The sequence below is a fragment of the Pararhizobium sp. A13 genome (assembly GCF_040126305.1).
Classification (GTDB): domain Bacteria; phylum Pseudomonadota; class Alphaproteobacteria; order Rhizobiales; family Rhizobiaceae; genus Pararhizobium.
On the sequence record NZ_CP149511.1, the window covers coordinates 577,097 to 595,962 of the forward strand.

Sequence of the window (18,866 nt, forward strand, 5' to 3'; positions counted from 1 at the left end):
GTTAAGAGCGCGACCTTTGCAAGCCGCGCCGGGCATTTCAAGCCCTGTCCGTCCGATAGGCGATGCAATCGACTTCCACCTTGCAATCGACCATCATCCGCGACTGCACGCAGGCGCGGGCTGGCGGGTTGGCGCCGAAATACTCGGCATAGACGCCGTTAAAGCTCCAGAAATCGCGCGGATCATCAAGCCAGACGCCGACGCGGACCACGTCCTCGATACCGTATCCTGCCTCATGCAGGATGGCGATCAGGTTCTCGATGGCCCTGCGACTTTCGGCGAGGATGCCACCGCGGATGATCTCGCCGTTTTCCATTGGAACCTGGCCGGAAACATGGAGCCAGCCATTGGCTTCCACGGCACGGGCGAAGGGCAGGGGCTGTCCACCGGCACCGGTTTCGCCGGCACCATAACGCTTGATGGTCATGAGGTTTCTCTCTTTTGTCTTCTGTTTTTTGAATGGAACGGGATGCGGGCGGAAAACCGCTTCACACTTTTAACCATCCCGTTCAGTTGAAACTGGATGTCTTGAGGAACTCCGCGAGCCGCTCGGTCTTCGGCCTGACGAACATGTCCTTGGGATCGCCTTCCTCGCAGATCACGCCCTGGTTCATGAAGATGACCCGGGAGGAGACTTCATAGGCAAAGCGCATCTCGTGGGTGACGAGCAGCATGCTCATCCCGTCGGCCGCGAGCCCCTTGATCACCTGCAGCACCTCGCCGACCAGCTCTGGATCAAGCGCCGAGGTCACCTCGTCGAACAACATCAGGCGGGGGTTCATCGCAATCGCCCGGGCGATCGCCACGCGCTGCTGCTGGCCGCCGGAAAGCTGGCCGGGATAGTGATCGGCGCGGGAAGCAAGTCCGACGCGGTCGAGCCATTTTTCGGCGACCGCACGCGCCTCGTCGCGCGGCATCTTCTTCACCTTGACGAGACCGAGCATGACGTTCTGCGCCGCAGTCATATGCGGGAAGAGATTGAACTGCTGGAAGGCCATGCCGGTCAGCGCGCGCTGACGGGCGATGTCCTTCTCGCTCTTGCGCCTGCGGATAGAGCCGGTCTGCTCATAGCCGATGTCCTCGCCCTCGAGCAGGATACGCCCGCCCTGGAATTCCTCCAGCATGTTGATGCAGCGAAGCATCGTCGTCTTGCCGGAACCAGAGGAGCCGATGATCGAGATCACCTCGCCCTCATGCATCGTGCAGTCCACGCCCTTCAGCACCTCGACGGCGCCGTACTGCTTGCGCAGACCCTGTATTTCGAGAAGTACCTTGCTCATGATGATCGAGCCCTCAGGACGGAACGGCGGTCTTGCGTTCGACATATTTGCCGAACCGCTCGATGCCGTAATTGATGACGAAGTAGAGAAGCCCGGCGAAAAAATAGAACTGCAGGCTCAGGAAATTGCGTGAGATGATTTCCTGCGTGCGCAAGAGCAACTCGGCGACGCCTATGACCGAAAGCAGCGTCGAGGCCTTGACCATCTCGGCCGCCGTGTTCACCCAGGCGGGCAGGAACTGCCGTAGTGCCTGCGGCCAGAGCACGTAGGCGAATGTCTGGCGGAAGGTCAGCCCGATCGCCTTGGCGGCTTCGGTCTGCCCCTTGGGGATCGCCTGCAATCCGCCGCGCACGATCTCGCCGACATGCGACGAGCAGAAGATCGCCAGAGCCAGAACGCCGGCCTGGAACGGCCCAAGCTCGATACCGACCGTGGAGAGCACATAATAGCTGGCGAGAACCAGCACGAGCACCGGCGTGCCGCGGATGAAGTCGGTATAGGCGCGCATCACGAGCCGCAGCACCCGGTTGCCGTAAACGAGCGACAGTCCGACGAGAACCCCGAGCAGCGATCCGGCTATGATCGAGAGAAGCGAGATCGACACGGTGACGCCAAGCCCCTTCAGGATAACGAAGCGGGCGATCCAGAGCTGATCGAAGAAGGCGGAGAAATCCGTCATGGTCATCACCTCGGAACGACAAGCCGCCGCTCGACCAGACGCATCAGCGCGGCGAGCACGGAACAGGTGGAGACGTAGAGGCCCGAAGCGACGATCCACGTTTCGATGACCCGGAAGGTCTCGACATTGATCTTGCGCGCCTCGAATGTGAGTTCCGGTACCGCGATGGCTGCTGCCAGCGACGTATCCTTGAACAGCGAAATCACGGTCGAAGACAGCGACGGGAGCACGTTGCGCAGCATCAATGGCACGATGATCGAGACGCGGATCTGCATCGGCGTCAGCCCGATGGCGAGCCCGGCTTCCGTCAGTCCCCTCGGGATGGAGATGAGCCCGGCACGAAACACTTCCGCCAGATAGGCGCCGGAATAGATCGACAGGACCGCGATGAAACTCTCGATCTTGCCCAGCCGCACCCCCATCTGCGGCAGGGCGAAATAGGCAAAGAGAACCAGAACGAGGATCGGCAGGTTGCGGATGATCGTGACATAGGTCGCGGCCGGCCGCTGCACCCAGCCGTTCTTGGCAGTGAGTGCAAAGGCCACCAGAAGGCCGATGACGGCACCGATCAGGATGGAAATGAAAGCCAGGCCCAGGCTGAGCAGCAGACCCTCGAGAAGCTGGTCGAAGCTGCGCCAGACGGCGGCGAAATTGAGCGTATAACCCATGGCGGCATCCTGCCGTAGAGGGTGGAGGAAGGACGAAGGGCCAAAACCCTTCGTCCCAACGACTTGCCGTTCGGTCTTATTTGTACTCGACTGGGAAACCGATCTGCGGCGGCGTCAGGTCCTTGCCGAACCAGGTCTTGAACGACTTGGCATAGAAGTCGAACTCGACGCCGGTCATAGCCTCATGCAGCGCGGTGTTGACGAAGTTCAGCCAATCCTGGTCGCCGCGCTTGACGCCGCAGGCATAGGTCTGCGGGTTCCAGCCATAGCCGGCATCCTTGTAGCGGCCCTGGTTCTGGGTCATGTACCAGGCAAGCGACGACTGGTCGGTCGCCGCCGCATCGGCACGGCCGGATTCGAGCGCCTGATAGATCAGGTCGACGGATTCATACTGGTCGACAGTCGCCTCGGGCAGGGCGGCATGCACCATGTCCTCGGCATAGACGTTCTGCAGAACCGAAATGGTGACCGCCGAACCGGCCGCCTTCAGCGCCGCGTAGTCGGCATACTTGCCGTCAGCTTTCATCATCAGTCCGACGCCTTCCCGGTAATAGGGAATGGTAAAGGCGATCTGCTGGGCGCGTTCACCGGTGACCGTCATGAACTGGCAGGTGAGATCCACCTTGTCGGTGGTGATGTTGGGGATGCGCGCATCCGACGACTGGTTGACGTATTCGATCTTGTCGGGATCGCCGAACAGCGCCTTGGCGACGATGCGGCCCATGTCGACATCGAAACCCTGGAGTTTGTCCTCGGCGCTCTTGAAATGCCACGGCGCGTTGGTGCTGCCGGTGCCGAGCACGAGGTGGCCGCGGGCCAGAACCTCGTCGAGCTTGCTGGTCGCCTGCTGGGCGGCTGCGGGCATTGCGGAAAGGATGAAAGCGGTTGCCAGCGAAAGCGCGCTGGTGCGGAGCGAAATGATCATGATGTTCCCCTGATGAACGGTCATTTTTTGGTGTCCAGTATTATGGACAGGTGTCTGTTTTACTGGATTGACGTATTCAGCGCCAGGATGCATAAATTGTCAAGACTTGGCCGGATAGGAATCGGCGCACCAGGCGTGCAGCATTTTCTTCCGCCTGAAATTGCATCGGAAATTTTTCTTTCGGAGATCCCATGGACAAGGCCGCAGCGACGCTCCAGACCGTGAATACACCGGCCGTCCTGGTCGATCTCGATATCGCCCGGCGCAACATCGAGCGTTTTCAGGCCTATGCCGATGCGCACGGGCTGAAGGTCCGCCCGCATATCAAAACGCACAAACTGCCGGCGGTGGCGGAAATGCAGCTCAGGGCAGGGGCCGTGGGCATCACCTGCCAGAAGGTGTCCGAGGCCGAAGCGATGGTCGCCGGCAGCCTCGAGATCCGCGACGTGCTGATCACGTACAACATCCTCGGCCGGGAAAAGCTCGAGCATCTGGCGGCGCTCGCCCGCACGGTGACGCTCAGTGTCGTCGCCGACAACGAAACGGTGATCGAGGGCCTTTCGGCGGCGTTTGCCGCCGAATCCGCGCCGTTGTGCGTTCTGGTCGAATGCAATACCGGCGCCGACCGCTGTGGCGTACCGACGCCGGAAGCCGCCGCAACGCTTGCGCAACGCATCGCCAAGGCTCCGGGCCTCGTCTTCGGCGGCTTAATGACCTATCCGCCGGCAAATGGCGCGGCTGCGGTCGAATCCTTCATGACCCGCGCCAAGGCGTTCCTCGAGGCGGCCGGCATTGCAGTCCCCGTCATCACCTCCGGCGGCACTCCGTCGATGATGCATGCGGCCGAGGCACCGGTGACGACCGAATACCGCCCCGGCACCTATGTCTACAACGACCGCTCGCTGGTCTCGCGCGGCGTCTGTGGCTGGGATGACTGCGCCTTGACCGTACTCGCGACCGTCGTCTCGGTCCCCGCCGCCAACCGCGCCATCATCGATGCCGGTTCAAAGGCGCTGACCTCCGACCTGCTCGGCCTCTCAGGCTACGGCCACGTTCTTACCCGCGACGACATCGCCATCGACCAGCTCTCGGAAGAACACGGCCGCCTCATCAGCGAAGGCCCGATCAATCTGAGGGTCGGCGACAAGCTGCGCATCGTCCCGAACCACGCTTGCGTCGTCACCAACATGGTCGATGCGGTCCATATCGTGGAACAAGGAGAGATTTCCGGCCTTTGGCCGGTTGCGGCGCGCGGGCGGATTGTTTGAGGAAGACGGTAATAGCGCCCTTGGCGCATCCGCAATCTGTGCAAATTGCAGCCATCTTCGTCTCCGACTGAAAACAAAAGGAGGCCCGCTGGGGCCTCTTTTCAAATCAGACAGCTTCGTGAAAACGTAGATTTGCGCCAAGGCAGCAGACCTCAGTCCTCTTGCTCCGCCGCCGCCTTGCAGGTGGAACGGAGTATCGTGGCTAATCCGGCGAGCGACGCTGCGATGCAGATGTCGCGCGCGATCGCTCGCGTGAAAGCGGCCCGATCTGCATCGAGCCGCGCTGGCACATTGCTGTTGAGTTTACGATACCGCAGGCATCAGTAGGATTTTTGCAGGCGGTTCGTCGTCGCAGCCTTGTTACCGTCGGACTTACAAAGTTCGCGATAATCGGCCATCGCCGACAGCCCGGCATCGCGAAGCAATGCCACATCGTGCGGGCCGGCGATAACGCGATAGCCCCGATCGATCAGCTCACCGACGGAAGCGCCGGCGTTCGGCACGGTGCCCATAATCTTGCCGGAAGCAAGGATTGCATCTTCGGCCCGGCGCACGAGTTCGCGCACATCCGGATGGCTGGTCTGCTCCAGCCGGCCGATTGATCCCGCCAGATCGTTGACGCCGATGAAGATGATGTCCGCACCTGCGACGGCGGCAATCGCCGTGGCGTTCTCGACCGCCGTATAGGACTCGATCTGTACGGCGATGAGCATGTTCTCATTGGCCTTGTGGATGTAGTCCGGCTCCAGCCCGAAGGTGGAGGCGCGCACGACGCCGGCCGCATAGCCGCGAATACCGTCCGGCGGGTACCGGCAGGCTCTCACCGCCGCAAGTGCCGCTTCCGCCGTATCGACCGAGGGGATCATGACCGATTGCACGCCAGCATCGAGCACACGCTTCAGGAAGACATGATCGTTCCAGGGGATACGCACCAGCGCTGGCGAAGGCGTCGTCTCGACCGCTCGCAGCGTGTCGATGATCTCGCGGGTTTCGCCGACCCCATGCTCATGGTCGACGAGCAGGAAGTCGAAACCCACATGACCAAGGATTTCGGCATTGGTCGGCGAGCCGCCGCCGACCCAGCATCCGAAGGCGACATGACCGGCGGCAAGATGGGCTTTCAGGCGGTTGGTTGTGTACATGAGCAGGGAGCCTCGATTTTGATTGGGAGATGAGGGCATGGAGAGAAATCACCCTCCATGCCGATGTCTATAGGTCTCAGCCTCCGGCGCGGACGCGCTGGATTGTGTCTTTGAGCGCTTTCACCAGTTCCGGGTTTGCGGAAGCGGCAAACTTGTCGGCAACCGGTTTGGTATTCTCACGGAAGCGAGCGATTTCCTCGGGCGGCAGCCTGGTCACCGTCATGCCCGAAGCAGCAAGCGCCTCGACGGCTTTTGCATCCGCATCGCGGGAGAGCTGGCGCTGGAAGGTCGCCGCCTCGCTTGCTGCTGCCTGAAGCAGATCCTTCTCGTCCTGGTCCAATTGCTCCCATAGCGACTTGGAGAACAGCAGCACCATCGGATTGTAGGTGTGACGGGTCAGGGTGATGTATTTCTGGACCTCGTTGAGCTTCGCCGTCAGGATGCTCGGCGCCGGGTTTTCCTGACCATCGACTGTTCCGGTTTCGAGCGCGGTATAGACCTCCGGGAAGGGCATGGGCACGGCGTTGGCCCCGAGCGCCTGGAACATTTCCAGATAGATCGGCGATTGCACGACGCGGATTTTCAGGCCTTCAATGTCGTCGACTTTTTCGACCGGGCGGCGGCTGTTGGTCAGGTTACGGAAACCGAGTTCCCAATAGGCAAGAACGACAAGGTTCTTTTCCGCGAGCTCACCGGCAAAAGTCTTGCCGACCTCACCGTCCATCACCGCATCGGCTTCCTTGGTGTTTTCAAACAGGAACGGCAGATCGAGCAGAGCGAAATCGGGCGCGAGGCTCGCCATCAGGCCGGCATTCATGACCGACATCTGCAGCAGACCGCCCTGCAGCGAAGCGACCGACTGAAGGTCGCCGCCGAGCATGCCGGCCGGAAACACTTTGACGTCGATCTTGCCACCGCTCTTTTCCTTGACGATCTCGGCGAACTTGCGCTGGCCGATCACTAGCGGCGAGCCTTCCGCGCCGGCGCTGGCGAAACGGATGGTCTGTTCGTGGATTTCGGCGCTTGCCGCAAGCGGCGAGACCGAAGCCAGCATGAGGCCGGCCATGAGTGTCATGAGAGTTTTACGCATATCGCTTCCTCCTTGTTACGATGCGAAATTTCTGAAAATCAACGCCCCAGCCAGGCGGCGGGTACGGTGACGAGTTCGGGAAAGGCGATCATCAGCGCCAGCACGACGAGCTGCGCGACCATGAAGGGCGTGACACCCCTGATGACGGTTTCCATATTGATTCGTGAAACGCCGGCGACGACATTGAGCACAGTGCCGACGGGCGGCGTGATCAGGCCGATGGAATTGTTGATAATGAACAGCACGCCGAAATAGATCGGGTCGATTCCGGCTGCCTGAACCACCGGCACCAGCACTGGCGCAAGGATGAGGATGGTCGGCGCCATATCCATCGCCGTGCCGACGATGACGACGATGATCATGATCATCAACATCAGCAATTTCGGACTGTCCATGAAGGGTGAGAGCAGCTCGACCACCTGTCCGGGCAGGTCGGCGATGGTGATCAGCCAGGCCGAAACGAGGGCCGCGGCAACGAGGAAGATGACGACGCTGGTCACCTTGGCGGAAGAGACGAAGACCGCATAGATCTGGCCGAGGCGTAGTTCGCGGTAAACGCAGGTGGCGACGAACAACGAATAGACGGCGGCGACCACGGCGGCCTCGGTCGGTGTGAACAGGCCGAATTTTAGGCCGAAGATGATGATGATTGGCAGGCCGAGCGCCCACAGGCTTTCCCGAAATGCGATCAGCCGCTCCGTCGCGGTGGCGCGCGGTCTCAGTTCGATCTGTTCCTTGCGCACCATGATCCACCAGGCAACGGCAAGGCCGGCACCGATCATCAGGCCCGGCGCGATGCCCGCCATGAAAAGCTTGGAGATCGACAGATTGGCGGTGACGCCGAAGAGGATGAAAGCGATGGAGGGTGGGATAATCGGCCCGATGACCGACGCTGAGGCCACAAGGCCGGCCGAGCGCGCTTTGTCATGCCCGGCCTTGACCATCATCGGTACCAAGAGCGCCCCGAGTGCCGCCGCATCAGCAACCGCGGAACCCGACAGTGCCGAAAGAACACAGGCCGCGATGATCGCCACATAGCCGAGCCCACCACGCACATGTCCAACCAGCGTCAGGGCAAGCGCCACGATCCGTTTCGACAGGCCGCCGGTATTCATCACCTCGCCCGCCAGCATGAAGAAGGGAACCGCAAGCAGCGTGAAACTATCCGTGCCGCTCACCAGGTTCTGCGCCAGGATCTGCGGATCGAACATGGCGAGCTGCACCATCAGGGCCACCCCGCAAATGAGCAGCGCATAGGCGATGGGCATACCGATTGCCATGGCGGCGAGAAGCGAGGCGATGAAAACGAGAATCGTCATTGCGGACCAACCTTTGCCGACGATGCCCGGGATCACATCCGGTCAGATCGCGGCTGCAAGCTCTGAAGAGGCACCGGTGCGGTACCAGGAAAATCGGGACGTGCCGGCTCAGCGTGGCGGCATACCGCTGCCGGAGGGCGGCAACGCGCTGATATCAAAATCCTCTTCCGACTCTCTAACCCCGATCAGTTCCTCATCGCTCATCCGTCCACTAAGCGAACGGATGAGCGAAAGGCAGAACCAGCCGGCGGCAAGCACGGTGAAGATCAGCACCGGCACGAAGAACCAGGCCTGCGACACGCCCATGACCGGCGTCGTCATGCCCAGATTGATCCCTGCCTGACGCCAGGTGCCCGAGAAGATCAGCCACGTCGTGTAGAGCATCAGCAGGTTGGAAAGTGCAAAGCAGGCGATACGCCCCTTGCGCGAGAGCCGGCGCACCAGTGTGTCGACGCCGAGATGGGCCTGTTCGAAGAGCGTCACAGCCGCGCCGAGAAACACCATCCACACGAACAGAAGCCGCGACAGCTCATCCGACACCGAAATGCCGGTGTTGAGCGCGTAGCGTAGCACGACATTGCCGAACACCAACACGAGCATGACCGCCAGGCAGGCGGCGATGACGAATTGCATCGGGTTCAGCAGAAACTTGCGGATCGCTATCAAGAGTGCCTCCTCCAGGAACGGCCGCCACATGACTATGCGTATCGTTGCCGACCGCACAGCCGCCTCCCGGCAGCCTTGCTTGATGTAAGCGCATACATAGCAGTTTCACATGCATTGTCAATCAAATGTAAAGAGGCTGGAAAACAACTGGAAAAATGGTCTGTAAGCGTATACATATCTAATCGATTGAGGAACGAGGAGAACTCATGGCGCGTGGAGCAAAAGACGGTAACGGGCATTCGGGACCGCGAGCGCTGGATGTGGCGGCGCTGGCCGGCGTTTCTACGGCCACCGTCTCACGCGCCTTCAATGCTCCGGAAAAGGTCGTCCCCGAGATTCGCGAAAAGGTTCTCCAGGCAGCGGCCGAACTCGGCTGGATGCCGCATCCGGCCGGTGCCGCACTGGCGAGCCGGCGCACGTGGCTTGCCGGCGTGCTCATCCCGACGCTCGACAACGATGTCTTCGCCTCGCAGGTCGGCGCATTGCAGACGCGGCTCTCGGCCGATGGTGTCACCGTCCTGATCGGCTGCTCCAACTACGACGCCGACCAGGCCGCCAATCAGGTGCGCACCATGCTGGCGCGCGGCGTCGAGGCGCTCGCCATCGTCGGCGAATCTCATCGGCCCGGGATGTTCGAGACCATCACGGCGCGCGGCGTGCCGTACGTGGTGACCTATTCCCATCGCCCCGGCTCCCCACATCCCTGCGTCGGATTCGACAATGCCGCCGCTTTCCGCCGCATTGCTCGACACCTGCTCGATCTCGGGCATCGTGATTTCGCCCTGATCCATCAGCCGTCGATCGATAACGACCGTGTCGTCGCCCGCCTCAAGGGCTTGCGCGAGACGCTGGCCGAAGAAGGGCTGGCACTCAGGCCGCAGCATGTGCGCGAGGGGCCTTCGAGCATCGTTTTCGGCCGGCAGAGCCTGCGGGCAATCATGGAGGCGCCCGGGCCGCGCCCGACTGCGGTGATCTGCGGCAACGACGCACTGGCAATCGGCGCGCTGATCGAAGCCCGCGTCCTGGGGCTGCGTGTACCGGACGAGCTTTCGATAACGGGTTTCGACGACGCTGCGATGGCCGAGCAAACCGATCCACCCCTGACAACCATGCGCGTCGATAACGCCGAAATCGGCAAGCAAGCGGCAGACTATCTCCTGGCCTGCCTGAGCGGCAAGATTCCTGCCCGTCCGGCACCACTTGAGAGCCGCCTGATCCCGAGAGCCTCGACGGGCCCCGCGCCGCGACTGTAACTCGGGTCTGTGGCTCAGCGCCAAGGGTTGAGCCCGCTGCGACAACGATCTGGAACTGCATAAACTGAAAGCGAAATGGGGTCGCGATCGCCGCCGGCCGCCACTTTGACGTCGAATTTTGTTTGAATATCAACATATTGCCTCCAACAGCGAGGGGCAGCCTTCGGTTCCGGTTCACAATCCTGTTCAATCCGCGGACCCACGCCACTTCGCGTTTGACCGTCAACGCCTCTGCCTACTGGATTCGCATTTCAGCGGGGACTATCCAATTCGCGCAATGTTCTCACATCCAGTATTGCCGCCAATTGACAGGGGAAAGCCGATACCGAAGATGCCGCAGCTGCGAGCACTGTATGCTCGCCAATCGAAAGGAATTGAATATGGAACGGCGTGACTTCCTGAGGGGGCTGGCCTTGCTTGCCGCCTGTCCGCTCTGCGTCAAAACCACTTTTGCAGCGGAAGGCGTCCATTGGAGTTATGAAGGTGAATCGGGTCCTGAGCATTGGGGTTCGTTGAGCAAGGACAACAGCGCTTGTGCGGCCGGTTCGCAGCAATCGCCGCTCGACATCAGGGGTGCGGTCAAGGCTGATATTCCAGACCTTGCGACCGACTGGAAGAGCGGCGGCACGATCCTCAACAACGGGCATACGATCCAGGTGAAAGCGGCGCCCGGCGGCACGCTCCGTCGCGGCGAAAAGACCTATGAACTGGTGCAATACCATTTTCACGCGCCGAGCGAACACCTGATCGAGGGAAAGTCCTTCCCGATGGAGGTGCATTTCGTCCACAAGCACGTCGAAACGGGGGCGCTTGGCGTATTGGGCGTTTTCCTTGTTCCTGGAGCCCCCAATACGACCTTTGCCAGCCTAGCGGCCGCTTTTCCGCAAAAGGCCGGTGAGGAGGTCACATTTGACGGGGTAGATCCGACCGGGTTGCTGCCGCCCTCACTCGCATATTGGGCCTACGAGGGCTCGCTGACGACACCGCCCTGCAGCGAAATCGTTGACTGGATGGTGGCGATGAACCCAATCGAGGTGGACGCTGCCGATATCAAGAAGTTCACTGCACTGTACTCGATGAATGCGCGGCCGGCGCTTACTGCCAATCGCCGCTATATCCTGAGCTCCAGCTAAGTTCTCAAAGCAGGGCGCGGGCGGTTTTCCACCCGCGCCCTGCTTCCTTCTGCACGAAGATAGAGTTGACGGACACTCGGTCGCAGTCGTTACCCGCTGACGCTTGCAGTCTGCGAATGCATCCCGCCCGGCTGGGAAATTCCTGCCAAAGCTTCTCCGGCGGCCCCGTTGGCGCCCGAAGTTGCCAGATCTCCAAGCGACAGTATGCCAACGAGACGTTTGTCTCGGTTGATCACGGGAAGACGCCGGAGTTGCTGATCGCCAAGGTTTTCCAGCACGTCGTGGGTATCGTCGTCCTCATAGCAGTATTTTACTTCGCGGGACATGACGTCGGCGATCCTAGATTGCGGCCCCATGCCTTTGGCCACCGCGCGCACGGCAATATCACGATCGGTGATCATTCCCACCAGGCGGTCGTTGTCGCGGACGGGAACAACCCCCGCGTCGATTTCCGCCATGATTGACGCTGCTTCCTGGATCGTTTGGTCGGGGCTTGCAATGCGAACATCACGCGTCATAGCTTCACTAACTCTCATCGCTTCCTCCTGTTTTGGGTGCCCTATCTCCTGCAACACGCGGCCTTCGAAATTGTTCCCGTCTTTGAGCTTGCAGGAAATAAAACTCAGAGCGTGTCTGAGGACGAAATGAAAAACGAAAGACCTATTGACCCAACTCTAAAGGTTGACCCGTGACAACGATCTGAAAACGCTGCAAAAAATGAATAGGAGTGGGGGACGTTCGGCGCCCGGCGTTACCCCACCTCTGCATTAAATTGCGTCTGAGATCGTGCTCCACCGGCGAGAGGCCAGCCGTCGGTTCTGTGGCGCAATTTGCTGATCAAGCTGTCGCGGTCAAAGTTTGGCCGAATTCACCCTTACAGTCCGGGCTCCGCCTCAACGCTTTGTGACGCCAAAGAACGATTGATGCAGCAGGCGGCAAGAAGGCATTGGGGAGCTGGCACCGTCAAGGAGAGTGGCAGACGAAGGCTGATCGCCGAGGGGTGTTTATGTCGAATACACGCGACCGGCAGTTGGATGGGCTGCGAGCCATTGCCGTCACGATGGTGCTGTACGCACATTTTTTCGCCACGGACGGGTCCCAATGGGGTCACCTCGGCGTGCGTCTGTTCTTCGTGCTCAGCGGATTTCTGATAACACGGCTGCTTTTGGATGCGCGCGGCGCCGACCGGTACCAACCAACTACTGCATTGAAATCATTCTATATACGTCGCGCACTGCGCATATTTCCTCCCTATTTCGCCATGTTGGGCTTCATCTGGATTGTCAATCTCGAAGGCGCCCGAGGTAACCTGATGTGGCACGCGCTCTACCTGTCGAACTTCTGGTATGCCCTGCAGGATGAGTGGACGCCTTGGGTTCTGTGTCACACATGGAGTCTGAGCATCGAGGAACAGTTCTATATCGTCTGGCCGCTGGTGATCCTGCTGGCGCCCCGCCACATGATTGAGCGGATTTGCATCGCCGTCATTGCATGCTCGTTGGCATACCGCTTCTTCTGGCCCGTGACCGGGACGCCGTCTCTCATGCGTGATCTGCTGCCTTCAGCGTCGATGGACGCGCTGGCATCGGGGGCGCTGCTGGCCGCTTATCGAGCCAGAAGTCCGTCCTGGCCGCAATGGATGAGGCTGAGCTGGATGCCGTTTGCCGGTGCCTTTGTCATCCTGCTGTGGCTGAAATCGACACCGATGACGCCAACGCTTGAGTGGGCAACCTGGATCGGCATCGAGGTTCTGCCCCTCGTACCACTTACAATGCTTGTGGGATGTTGTTCGGCGGGCCTTGGAGGATATCTCGGCCGGCTGGCCGAGCTCCCGCCGCTGACTGCACTGGGGCGCATCAGCTATGGCGTCTACCTTTTCCACCCGATCGTGCTCTCCCTGGTGGTCAAAGCTCAACCCTGGATTCCCGTCAATGTTTCGCAGCAGGGTCCCGGACGGTTTGTGGTCGCGGGCGCAGCCACAGTGATGCTTGCCTCGATTTCCTGGTCGGTCTTCGAAAAGCGGCTCAATCTGCTCAAACGCCACTTCCCCTACGCCGCTCCTCGAGACCGCAGCCCTGCAGCATCATTCGCGCATGCGGGCAATCCGGTTGAGGTGGTTCACGGCAGAAGGGACCATCCGTCCGTGATTCATGCACGCGCCAATCGCGGCGACGTTTTTCAAACCTCCGATCTTCAATAAACACGCGAGCTGAACCATGCCCGTTCCACTGGTCTCCGTCCTGCTGCCTGTCTACAATGGCGAACCCTATCTGGCTGCAGCGCTTGAGAGCATCCTGCGCCAGGATCATGGGCGCCTGGAGGTCATCGCAATCGACGATGGCTCGACGGACCGCTCGCTGGAGATCCTGCAGCGGTATCGAAAGGCCGACGATCGTATTTCCATTGTCTCTCGGGAGAACCGCGGCCTCATTGCGACATTGAACGAGGGCTTGGCCATCGCGAAGGGCGACCTTATCGCCCGGATGGACGCCGACGACATTGCCTATCCGAGGCGTTTTTCCCGTCAGGTTTCATTGTTTATGCAGCAGCCTGAGCTTGCGATCAGCGGCACGGGCATCGATCGCCTTCTCGGCAATCGAATGGTGCGCGGTACGCCCAATCCGATCTATCAGTCGGGAAATTGGCACATATTGTCGATGTTCTTCACCATCTTCATGCACTCGACCGTGATGTATAACCGGCGGGTCATACCGGACGAGATGCTGGTCTATGACGCCAGCTATGTGCATGCGGAAGACTTCGATCTGTTCAGGCGGATTACCGGCCGCTTTCCCGCAGCGATGATCGATGAGAGCCTGGTTGCCTATCGTATCCACGACGACAGCGTCACCAACAAGCATAAGCGGTTGATGCGTCAAACGCATCTGAAGATTGTCGCGGAGAACCTCGAGCGCGAATCTCTTATCGACGATCCCGATGCCCTGCGCGACATTGGTGTCGCGGTAACGTCCGATACCACGCGACGGGCGGCCGAATTCATTCTCTCGCTCGAAGCGAAAATCTCCGCTCGCCCCGCGGCGGCGCGGTCCAGCTATGAGGACGGCGCCCTGTGTTTCTTTTATTTCCTTTACCAGCTCATCAACGATGCGGAGCAGCCACAGCTGACGCATGAGTTTCTGACTCGGACAGGAAAATGGGGGCTCATTCGACGCCGGGAGCGATACGGCCTGCGCGCCGGTACTTACGCGCCGTGGTGCAGTCGTCTCTCACTTGCGGCAACCAGGCGGCTCGATGCGCTGTCGCGGTACTTTGAGTCCGTGCCTGCCGCCACCGTGCTGCCGCAGCATGGGCTTGGTTAGCATGGCTCCGGAACGTCGCGAAATCGTGCAAGAGCGCGCCCGGGCCATTGCCGCCGCTCCGTCATCTGCTGAGCGACGCGAACCGCTGGCGAGCTTCATTGTCTGCACGCGAAACCGCTCCGCGGCTCTGGAGGCCTGCATCAGATCGATTGAAAGAGCCTGCCGGTCTCATGCCACGGTCACGAGCGAGCTCGTGGTGGTCGACAACGGTTCAACGGACGACACGGCCGAACGGTTGATCCGTATCGCCGCGACGTCAAATCTTGCGATTACGCTTGTAACGGAGCCGCGTCCGGGCCTGGCCGCCGCCCGCAATGCAGGAATGGAACGGTCGCGCGGCCGGATACTGATCTTCATCGATGACGATTGCGAAGTCGACTGTCATTACCTGCAAGATTTGGAGCGGCATTACGCGACTGGCGAGCGGTGTATCATCCGCGGCGGTCGCGTCGAACTCGGCAGCCCGCTCGATTTCCCCTTTACAATCAAGCGGTCGCAGGCGCGCGAGCGTTTTACCCCCGATGTTCATCCTGGCGGCTTCATATTGGGCTGCAACATGACGATGCATCGTGAGATTGCACTTCAGGTCGGCCATTTCGATGAGCGGCTTGGAGCTGGCAGCGCCCTGAAGTCGGCCGAGGACACGGACTACCTGGTACGGGCTTTTCAACTCGGCATCCCGATTGAATATGTTCCCGACATGACCGTCCTTCACTATCATGGTCGAAATACCCGCGAGGCGATCGAAAGACTTCACCGAGACTACAGCCTTGGGAATGGAGCGCTTTGCCTGAAACACATTCTCAAGGCTCCCTGGCTGCTTCGTCATTTTTGCTGGTCCATGAGGTCTGCGTGGCGGGAACTTTTTGGCGGCCCCCGATTCGATCCTGAGGTTTCTCTGTCCCACTGGCCAATCGTGCTCATGAATTTGCTCGGAGCGGCCAAGTTCGCGCGCCTTGCCATAACCAGGCGGGCGCAGCCCCCGGAAGTAACCCAGATCAAACAGGCGACTCGTTCGCTGAGGTGATATCAATCATGTTGAAATTCCTCCTGCCGGGCCTTGAAGTACTACGCAGCACGCTGGGTCGACAGTGGCGCCTGCTTGCGGCTGTCGTTGTTCTGGGGCTGGGCAGCGCCGTGCTTGAAGGCACAGGCATTGGTCTCATTATCCCGATGCTCAGCATCATTGCCGGTCAAAAGGATGACGCGGGCGTAGGCGGACTATCTGCCGTCTTCGAACAGGTGGGATCGGGCTTCGACGATGGCGAACGATTGATGGTGATCTCCGTTGCCGTCCTCGCATTGATCACCCTGAAGAACATTCTGGCATTTGCGAATACCGTCCTTACCAACTTCATCTACGGCAAAGCCAGCCATGCCATACGAAGCGCGCTCGCGGATCAGCTCTTGCGGGTTGGGTACCCATTTTTCCTGCAACAAAGCCCCGGGCGATTGCTGAACATTATTTCCAACGAGTCCTGGCGTGCGTCGGATGCGATGCAGACTGTCCTTGGCGCAATCGTGAACGCATCGGCCGCCGTCATTCTGCTCGTCTTCCTGCTGCTCCTGTCATGGCAGATGACGTTGTGCGTCGCGCTCGGCCTCGTGCTCGTCCAGCTTGCGCATGCGGTCCTGTCGGCCAGCCTCAAAAATCCGAGCCGTACTGTCACATCCCTCAACAGCGAACTTGCCGCCAGAATGCTCCACCTCGTTCACGCCGGACGGCTCATCCGCGTGTTCGGGCAGGAACCGCGAGAAAAGGCCGTCTTCGATACTGCATCGGACGCAGTTCGAAAGGCAGGCTTCGTCCTCCAAACCCGGCAGGGCGCTCTGCCGCCACTGACTGAAGTGCTGCACTCGGCTCTGTTTCTGGCAGCGGTCGTGAGCGCATGGGCATTGGGAGTGACGTTTCCCGTTATTGTGGCGTTCGTCGTCCTGCTCTACCGGTTGCAGCCGCATATCCGCGCCCTGCAGTTGGCGTGGAGCCAAATACAGGGCTGGAGTGGCTCTTTGGAAGAGGTGCGATGGCTGCTCGATTCGTCAGACAAGCCGCCACCGCCGGCCGGCGACGAACCGGCTCGGGGCTTGCGCCAGCAGATCAAATTTGACCGCGTGACATTCAAGTACCCCGGCTCAGACGCACGGCCTGGCGTGCTGCGCGCCGCAACATTTGAAATCCGGAGCGGCTGCTCGACCGCCATCATCGGTCGATCGGGCGCCGGAAAGACGACGATCGTCAATCTTCTGTGCCGGTTTGTTGAGCCCGATCAGGGCCATATTCTGATTGACGGGATGCCTCTGAACAGAATCGATCCGGCCGAATGGCGAAGCCAGATTGCCCTTGCCAGCCAGGATCTTGAACTGGTGGACGGCACTATTCTGGAAAATATCACCTATGGTCAGCGTGCTTCGACAGCCGATGCGGAGCATGCCGCCCGGCTTGCCGAGGCGCACGAATTTGTCGAGAAACTACCCCAAGGCTATGAAACGATCGTCGGCTATCGTGGCGCAAGTCTGTCGGCCGGGCAGCGCCAGCGGATAGCGCTGGCAAGAGCCTTGGTGCGGGATCCCGAGATCCTCATTCTCGACGAAGCCACAAACGCCATGGACGGCCTGTCGGAAGCAGCAATCGTCGAGACCTTGAGGTCGAGGGCCGGTCGCCGCACGACCATCGTGATCAGCCACCACCGCAGCACGATTTCGTTCTGCGACGACGTCGTCATCCTCGGCGAAGGCCGCGTGACGAACCAGGCTCCGTTTGCCGACGTCGCCTCCTTGAGCATGGACCAGCTCTACGAGCACGAAATGGACGAAACACGTCTTTCTTCGCGCTAGCGGTAGACGCTCTTTCTCGGGAACCCGTGGGCGCAACAGGCCCCCGGCGGCGTTGGCAATACCGCTACGCTCCGGTTACGGTCAGGACGACGATTTCCTCTTGGTGTCCCGCTGCTTCAAACTCGACGACATCGCCGGGGCCTGCCCCCTCCAGCGCTCGCGCAAGAGGCGATGTCCAGGCAATTGCGCCGGCCGCGGGATCGGCCTCATCCTCGCCGACGATGTGAAGCTGTTTGGCCTTGCCGCCGCGTTTGATGGTGACATGGGTTCCAAACGCGACCGCCGGCGGCGTCGCGATGGGTTCGACGATCTCCATGGTGGCATGACGTGCATGCCAGTATCGAAGGCCCCGCTTGAGAGCGGCGAGCGTATCGCTGTCTCCGCCTGCTTCAACCTGTTGGCTCAGCGTTGCGATCGCGTGTTCGATCTGACGCGCGCCGTTCGGCGTTACGAGATTGCGGGCCGCGCTGATTGGACGCTCGGGCAGGGGCGGGGGAGGGGCGTCGTCGATTTCTCGCGTAAATGCTGGGTTCATGATTTTCTCCTCCCATAGGAACGCATAATACGCTTTTGCGTTCGATTTTGGCGGCTTGAAAAAGGAACGGCCACGGAATTTCCCTGAGCCTGACAACCTCAGCCGTCGAGGGGTCGCCCTTCCGACTGCAATATCCTCTTTTTCAGCTTGGTGCGGCGATCCCGAATGATGTGATCGACCTTTCCGGCAAGCACGTGATCCGGTTCACTCTCCGCCGCTTCCTTCAAGAGCAGCGTCAAACGCTTCAGTTCCGTCTCGTCGAGATGTTCTATGCCCATGAAGCGATTTTCCGCATCGCTGGTAAGGATCAGCTCGTCGAGTTTCGCTTGAACCGCCCTGCTGTCCCGGTTCTGCGAGTTTTGCAATACGAAGACCATCAGAAAGGTGATGATCGTCGTTCCCGTGTTGACGACGAGTTGCCACGTCTCTGAAAAGTCGAAAAATGGACCGGTAGCGGCCCAGACGATGATACCGGTGACGGCAATGACGAACGTGGCCGGCTTGCCGGTCAATTCGGCGACGCTTCCGGAAAATCTGGAAAAGAAGCTGGGCTTCTCGGGCATGGTTTTCCTCCCTTGGGAATAGGCATGTCAGAAATTCCCGGTGGCGGCGGAAGTTCCGGTCGTCGCCGTCCAGTCATCAAATAGAATCTGCGGCGTGGCGTTTCTCCGATGATACGAGCAGGCGTGTTGGCAAACAGTGTTCATTGGGACACCATGAAAATTCAATGTACGCGCCACATGAGCGGCTGCG

At 60.3% G+C, this 18,866-nt stretch carries 19 protein-coding genes; 7 read left to right on the plus strand and 12 right to left on the minus strand.

Annotation, left to right across the window (positions count from 1 at the left end; translation table 11 throughout):
• Nucleotides 1-37: 37 nt before the first annotated feature.
• The 5 genes from WI754_RS24285 to WI754_RS24305 form a co-directional block, all read right to left on the minus strand.
• A complete protein-coding gene (locus WI754_RS24285; RefSeq protein ID WP_341487834.1) occupies nt 38-427 on the minus strand; it encodes a RidA family protein in 390 nt (129 codons plus the stop codon).
• A gap of 82 nt (nt 428-509) precedes the next feature.
• Nucleotides 510-1,280, minus strand: a complete 771-nt coding sequence (locus WI754_RS24290; RefSeq protein WP_341487835.1) for an amino acid ABC transporter ATP-binding protein — start codon at nt 1,278-1,280, stop codon at nt 510-512.
• Nucleotides 1,281-1,293: 13 nt separating this feature from the next.
• Nucleotides 1,294-1,965 carry an amino acid ABC transporter permease gene (locus WI754_RS24295; protein WP_341487836.1) on the minus strand — a complete coding sequence of 224 codons (672 nt, stop codon included), beginning with the start codon at nt 1,963-1,965 and terminating at the stop codon, nt 1,294-1,296.
• Nucleotides 1,965-2,627: an amino acid ABC transporter permease gene (locus WI754_RS24300; RefSeq protein ID WP_341487837.1), complete on the minus strand. Its 663-nt coding sequence runs from the start codon at nt 2,625-2,627 to the stop codon at nt 1,965-1,967. Before WI754_RS24300 ends, WI754_RS24295 begins: the two co-directional genes overlap by 1 nt.
• Before the next feature lie 76 nt (nt 2,628-2,703).
• Nucleotides 2,704-3,552, minus strand: a complete 849-nt coding sequence (locus tag WI754_RS24305; protein ID WP_341487988.1) for a transporter substrate-binding domain-containing protein — start codon at nt 3,550-3,552, stop codon at nt 2,704-2,706.
• Between the two features lie 191 nt (nt 3,553-3,743).
• On the opposite strand from WI754_RS24305, the gene WI754_RS24310 reads away from it, so the two are divergent.
• Complete coding sequence (locus tag WI754_RS24310) at nt 3,744-4,820, plus strand: D-TA family PLP-dependent enzyme (protein WP_341487838.1); 1,077 nt, start codon at nt 3,744-3,746, stop codon at nt 4,818-4,820.
• Between the two features lie 320 nt (nt 4,821-5,140).
• Here the strand turns inward: WI754_RS24310 and WI754_RS24315 are convergent, their stop codons facing one another.
• The 4 genes from WI754_RS24315 to WI754_RS24330 form a co-directional block, all read right to left on the minus strand.
• Nucleotides 5,141-5,962, minus strand: a complete 822-nt coding sequence (locus WI754_RS24315; protein WP_341487839.1) for an aldolase/citrate lyase family protein — start codon at nt 5,960-5,962, stop codon at nt 5,141-5,143.
• 76 nt (nt 5,963-6,038) lie between these two features.
• The gene (locus WI754_RS24320; protein ID WP_341487840.1) at nt 6,039-7,052 is read right to left on the minus strand and encodes a TRAP transporter substrate-binding protein; all 1,014 of its coding nucleotides are present in this window, start codon (nt 7,050-7,052) and stop codon (nt 6,039-6,041) included.
• Nucleotides 7,053-7,090: 38 nt separating this feature from the next.
• Complete coding sequence (locus WI754_RS24325) at nt 7,091-8,371, minus strand: TRAP transporter large permease subunit (protein WP_341487841.1); 1,281 nt, start codon at nt 8,369-8,371, stop codon at nt 7,091-7,093.
• A gap of 108 nt (nt 8,372-8,479) precedes the next feature.
• Nucleotides 8,480-9,037 carry a TRAP transporter small permease gene (locus tag WI754_RS24330; protein ID WP_341487989.1) on the minus strand — a complete coding sequence of 186 codons (558 nt, stop codon included), beginning with the start codon at nt 9,035-9,037 and terminating at the stop codon, nt 8,480-8,482.
• A 206-nt stretch (nt 9,038-9,243) separates the two neighbouring features.
• Between WI754_RS24330 and WI754_RS24335 the strand changes: the two genes are divergently transcribed.
• Both WI754_RS24335 and WI754_RS24340 read left to right on the plus strand, forming a co-directional pair.
• Nucleotides 9,244-10,290 (plus strand): substrate-binding domain-containing protein, encoded by a 1,047-nt coding sequence (locus WI754_RS24335; RefSeq protein WP_341487842.1) that lies wholly within the window; start codon nt 9,244-9,246, stop codon nt 10,288-10,290.
• A 380-nt stretch (nt 10,291-10,670) separates the two neighbouring features.
• A complete protein-coding gene (locus WI754_RS24340) occupies nt 10,671-11,423 on the plus strand; it encodes a carbonic anhydrase (RefSeq protein ID WP_341487843.1) in 753 nt (250 codons plus the stop codon).
• An 89-nt stretch (nt 11,424-11,512) separates the two neighbouring features.
• Here WI754_RS24340 and WI754_RS24345 read toward each other — a convergent pair whose 3' ends face one another.
• Complete coding sequence (locus WI754_RS24345) at nt 11,513-11,959, minus strand: CBS domain-containing protein (protein WP_341487844.1); 447 nt, start codon at nt 11,957-11,959, stop codon at nt 11,513-11,515.
• Between the two features lie 470 nt (nt 11,960-12,429).
• Here WI754_RS24345 and WI754_RS24350 point away from each other — a divergent pair, with 470 nt between their 5' ends.
• From WI754_RS24350 to WI754_RS24365, 4 genes are read left to right on the plus strand one after another with little or no spacing between them, the layout of a single operon-like run.
• Complete coding sequence (locus tag WI754_RS24350) at nt 12,430-13,623, plus strand: acyltransferase (protein ID WP_341487845.1); 1,194 nt, start codon at nt 12,430-12,432, stop codon at nt 13,621-13,623.
• A gap of 16 nt (nt 13,624-13,639) precedes the next feature.
• The gene (locus WI754_RS24355) at nt 13,640-14,743 is read left to right on the plus strand and encodes a glycosyltransferase family 2 protein (protein WP_341487846.1); all 1,104 of its coding nucleotides are present in this window, start codon (nt 13,640-13,642) and stop codon (nt 14,741-14,743) included.
• A 1-nt stretch (nt 14,744) separates the two neighbouring features.
• Complete coding sequence (locus WI754_RS24360; protein ID WP_341487990.1) at nt 14,745-15,770, plus strand: glycosyltransferase family 2 protein; 1,026 nt, start codon at nt 14,745-14,747, stop codon at nt 15,768-15,770.
• A gap of 8 nt (nt 15,771-15,778) precedes the next feature.
• On the plus strand, nt 15,779-17,578 hold the full coding sequence (locus tag WI754_RS24365; protein ID WP_341487847.1) for an ABC transporter ATP-binding protein: 1,800 nt from the start codon (nt 15,779-15,781) through the stop codon (nt 17,576-17,578).
• Nucleotides 17,579-17,642: 64 nt separating this feature from the next.
• Here WI754_RS24365 and WI754_RS24370 read toward each other — a convergent pair whose 3' ends face one another.
• Nucleotides 17,643-18,113, minus strand: a complete 471-nt coding sequence (locus WI754_RS24370; RefSeq protein ID WP_341487848.1) for a GreA/GreB family elongation factor — start codon at nt 18,111-18,113, stop codon at nt 17,643-17,645.
• A 98-nt stretch (nt 18,114-18,211) separates the two neighbouring features.
• Nucleotides 18,212-18,676: a low affinity iron permease family protein gene (locus WI754_RS24375; protein WP_341487849.1), complete on the minus strand. Its 465-nt coding sequence runs from the start codon at nt 18,674-18,676 to the stop codon at nt 18,212-18,214.
• Nucleotides 18,677-18,866 lie beyond the last annotated feature (190 nt).

Bases quoted from the DNA above. Each gene is read 5' to 3' on its own strand.
- WI754_RS24365 (WP_341487847.1), top strand. From the start codon at position 15,779: ATGTTGAAATTCCTCCTGCCGGGCCTTGAAGTACTACGCAGCACGCTG.
- WI754_RS24360 (WP_341487990.1), top strand. From the start codon at position 14,745: ATGGCTCCGGAACGTCGCGAAATCGTGCAAGAGCGCGCCCGGGCCATT.
- WI754_RS24320 (WP_341487840.1), bottom strand. From the start codon at position 7,052: ATGCGTAAAACTCTCATGACACTCATGGCCGGCCTCATGCTGGCTTCG.
- WI754_RS24340 (WP_341487843.1), top strand. From the start codon at position 10,671: ATGGAACGGCGTGACTTCCTGAGGGGGCTGGCCTTGCTTGCCGCCTGT.
- WI754_RS24295 (WP_341487836.1), bottom strand. From the start codon at position 1,965: ATGACCATGACGGATTTCTCCGCCTTCTTCGATCAGCTCTGGATCGCC.
- WI754_RS24355 (WP_341487846.1), top strand. From the start codon at position 13,640: ATGCCCGTTCCACTGGTCTCCGTCCTGCTGCCTGTCTACAATGGCGAA.
- WI754_RS24345 (WP_341487844.1), bottom strand. From the start codon at position 11,959: ATGAGAGTTAGTGAAGCTATGACGCGTGATGTTCGCATTGCAAGCCCC.
- WI754_RS24335 (WP_341487842.1), top strand. From the start codon at position 9,244: ATGGCGCGTGGAGCAAAAGACGGTAACGGGCATTCGGGACCGCGAGCG.
- WI754_RS24290 (WP_341487835.1), bottom strand. From the start codon at position 1,280: ATGAGCAAGGTACTTCTCGAAATACAGGGTCTGCGCAAGCAGTACGGC.
- WI754_RS24350 (WP_341487845.1), top strand. From the start codon at position 12,430: ATGTCGAATACACGCGACCGGCAGTTGGATGGGCTGCGAGCCATTGCC.
- WI754_RS24370 (WP_341487848.1), bottom strand. From the start codon at position 18,113: ATGAACCCAGCATTTACGCGAGAAATCGACGACGCCCCTCCCCCGCCC.
- WI754_RS24305 (WP_341487988.1), bottom strand. From the start codon at position 3,552: ATGATCATTTCGCTCCGCACCAGCGCGCTTTCGCTGGCAACCGCTTTC.
- WI754_RS24310 (WP_341487838.1), top strand. From the start codon at position 3,744: ATGGACAAGGCCGCAGCGACGCTCCAGACCGTGAATACACCGGCCGTC.
- WI754_RS24300 (WP_341487837.1), bottom strand. From the start codon at position 2,627: ATGGGTTATACGCTCAATTTCGCCGCCGTCTGGCGCAGCTTCGACCAG.
- WI754_RS24285 (WP_341487834.1), bottom strand. From the start codon at position 427: ATGACCATCAAGCGTTATGGTGCCGGCGAAACCGGTGCCGGTGGACAG.
- WI754_RS24375 (WP_341487849.1), bottom strand. From the start codon at position 18,676: ATGCCCGAGAAGCCCAGCTTCTTTTCCAGATTTTCCGGAAGCGTCGCC.
- WI754_RS24325 (WP_341487841.1), bottom strand. From the start codon at position 8,371: ATGACGATTCTCGTTTTCATCGCCTCGCTTCTCGCCGCCATGGCAATC.
- WI754_RS24315 (WP_341487839.1), bottom strand. From the start codon at position 5,962: ATGTACACAACCAACCGCCTGAAAGCCCATCTTGCCGCCGGTCATGTC.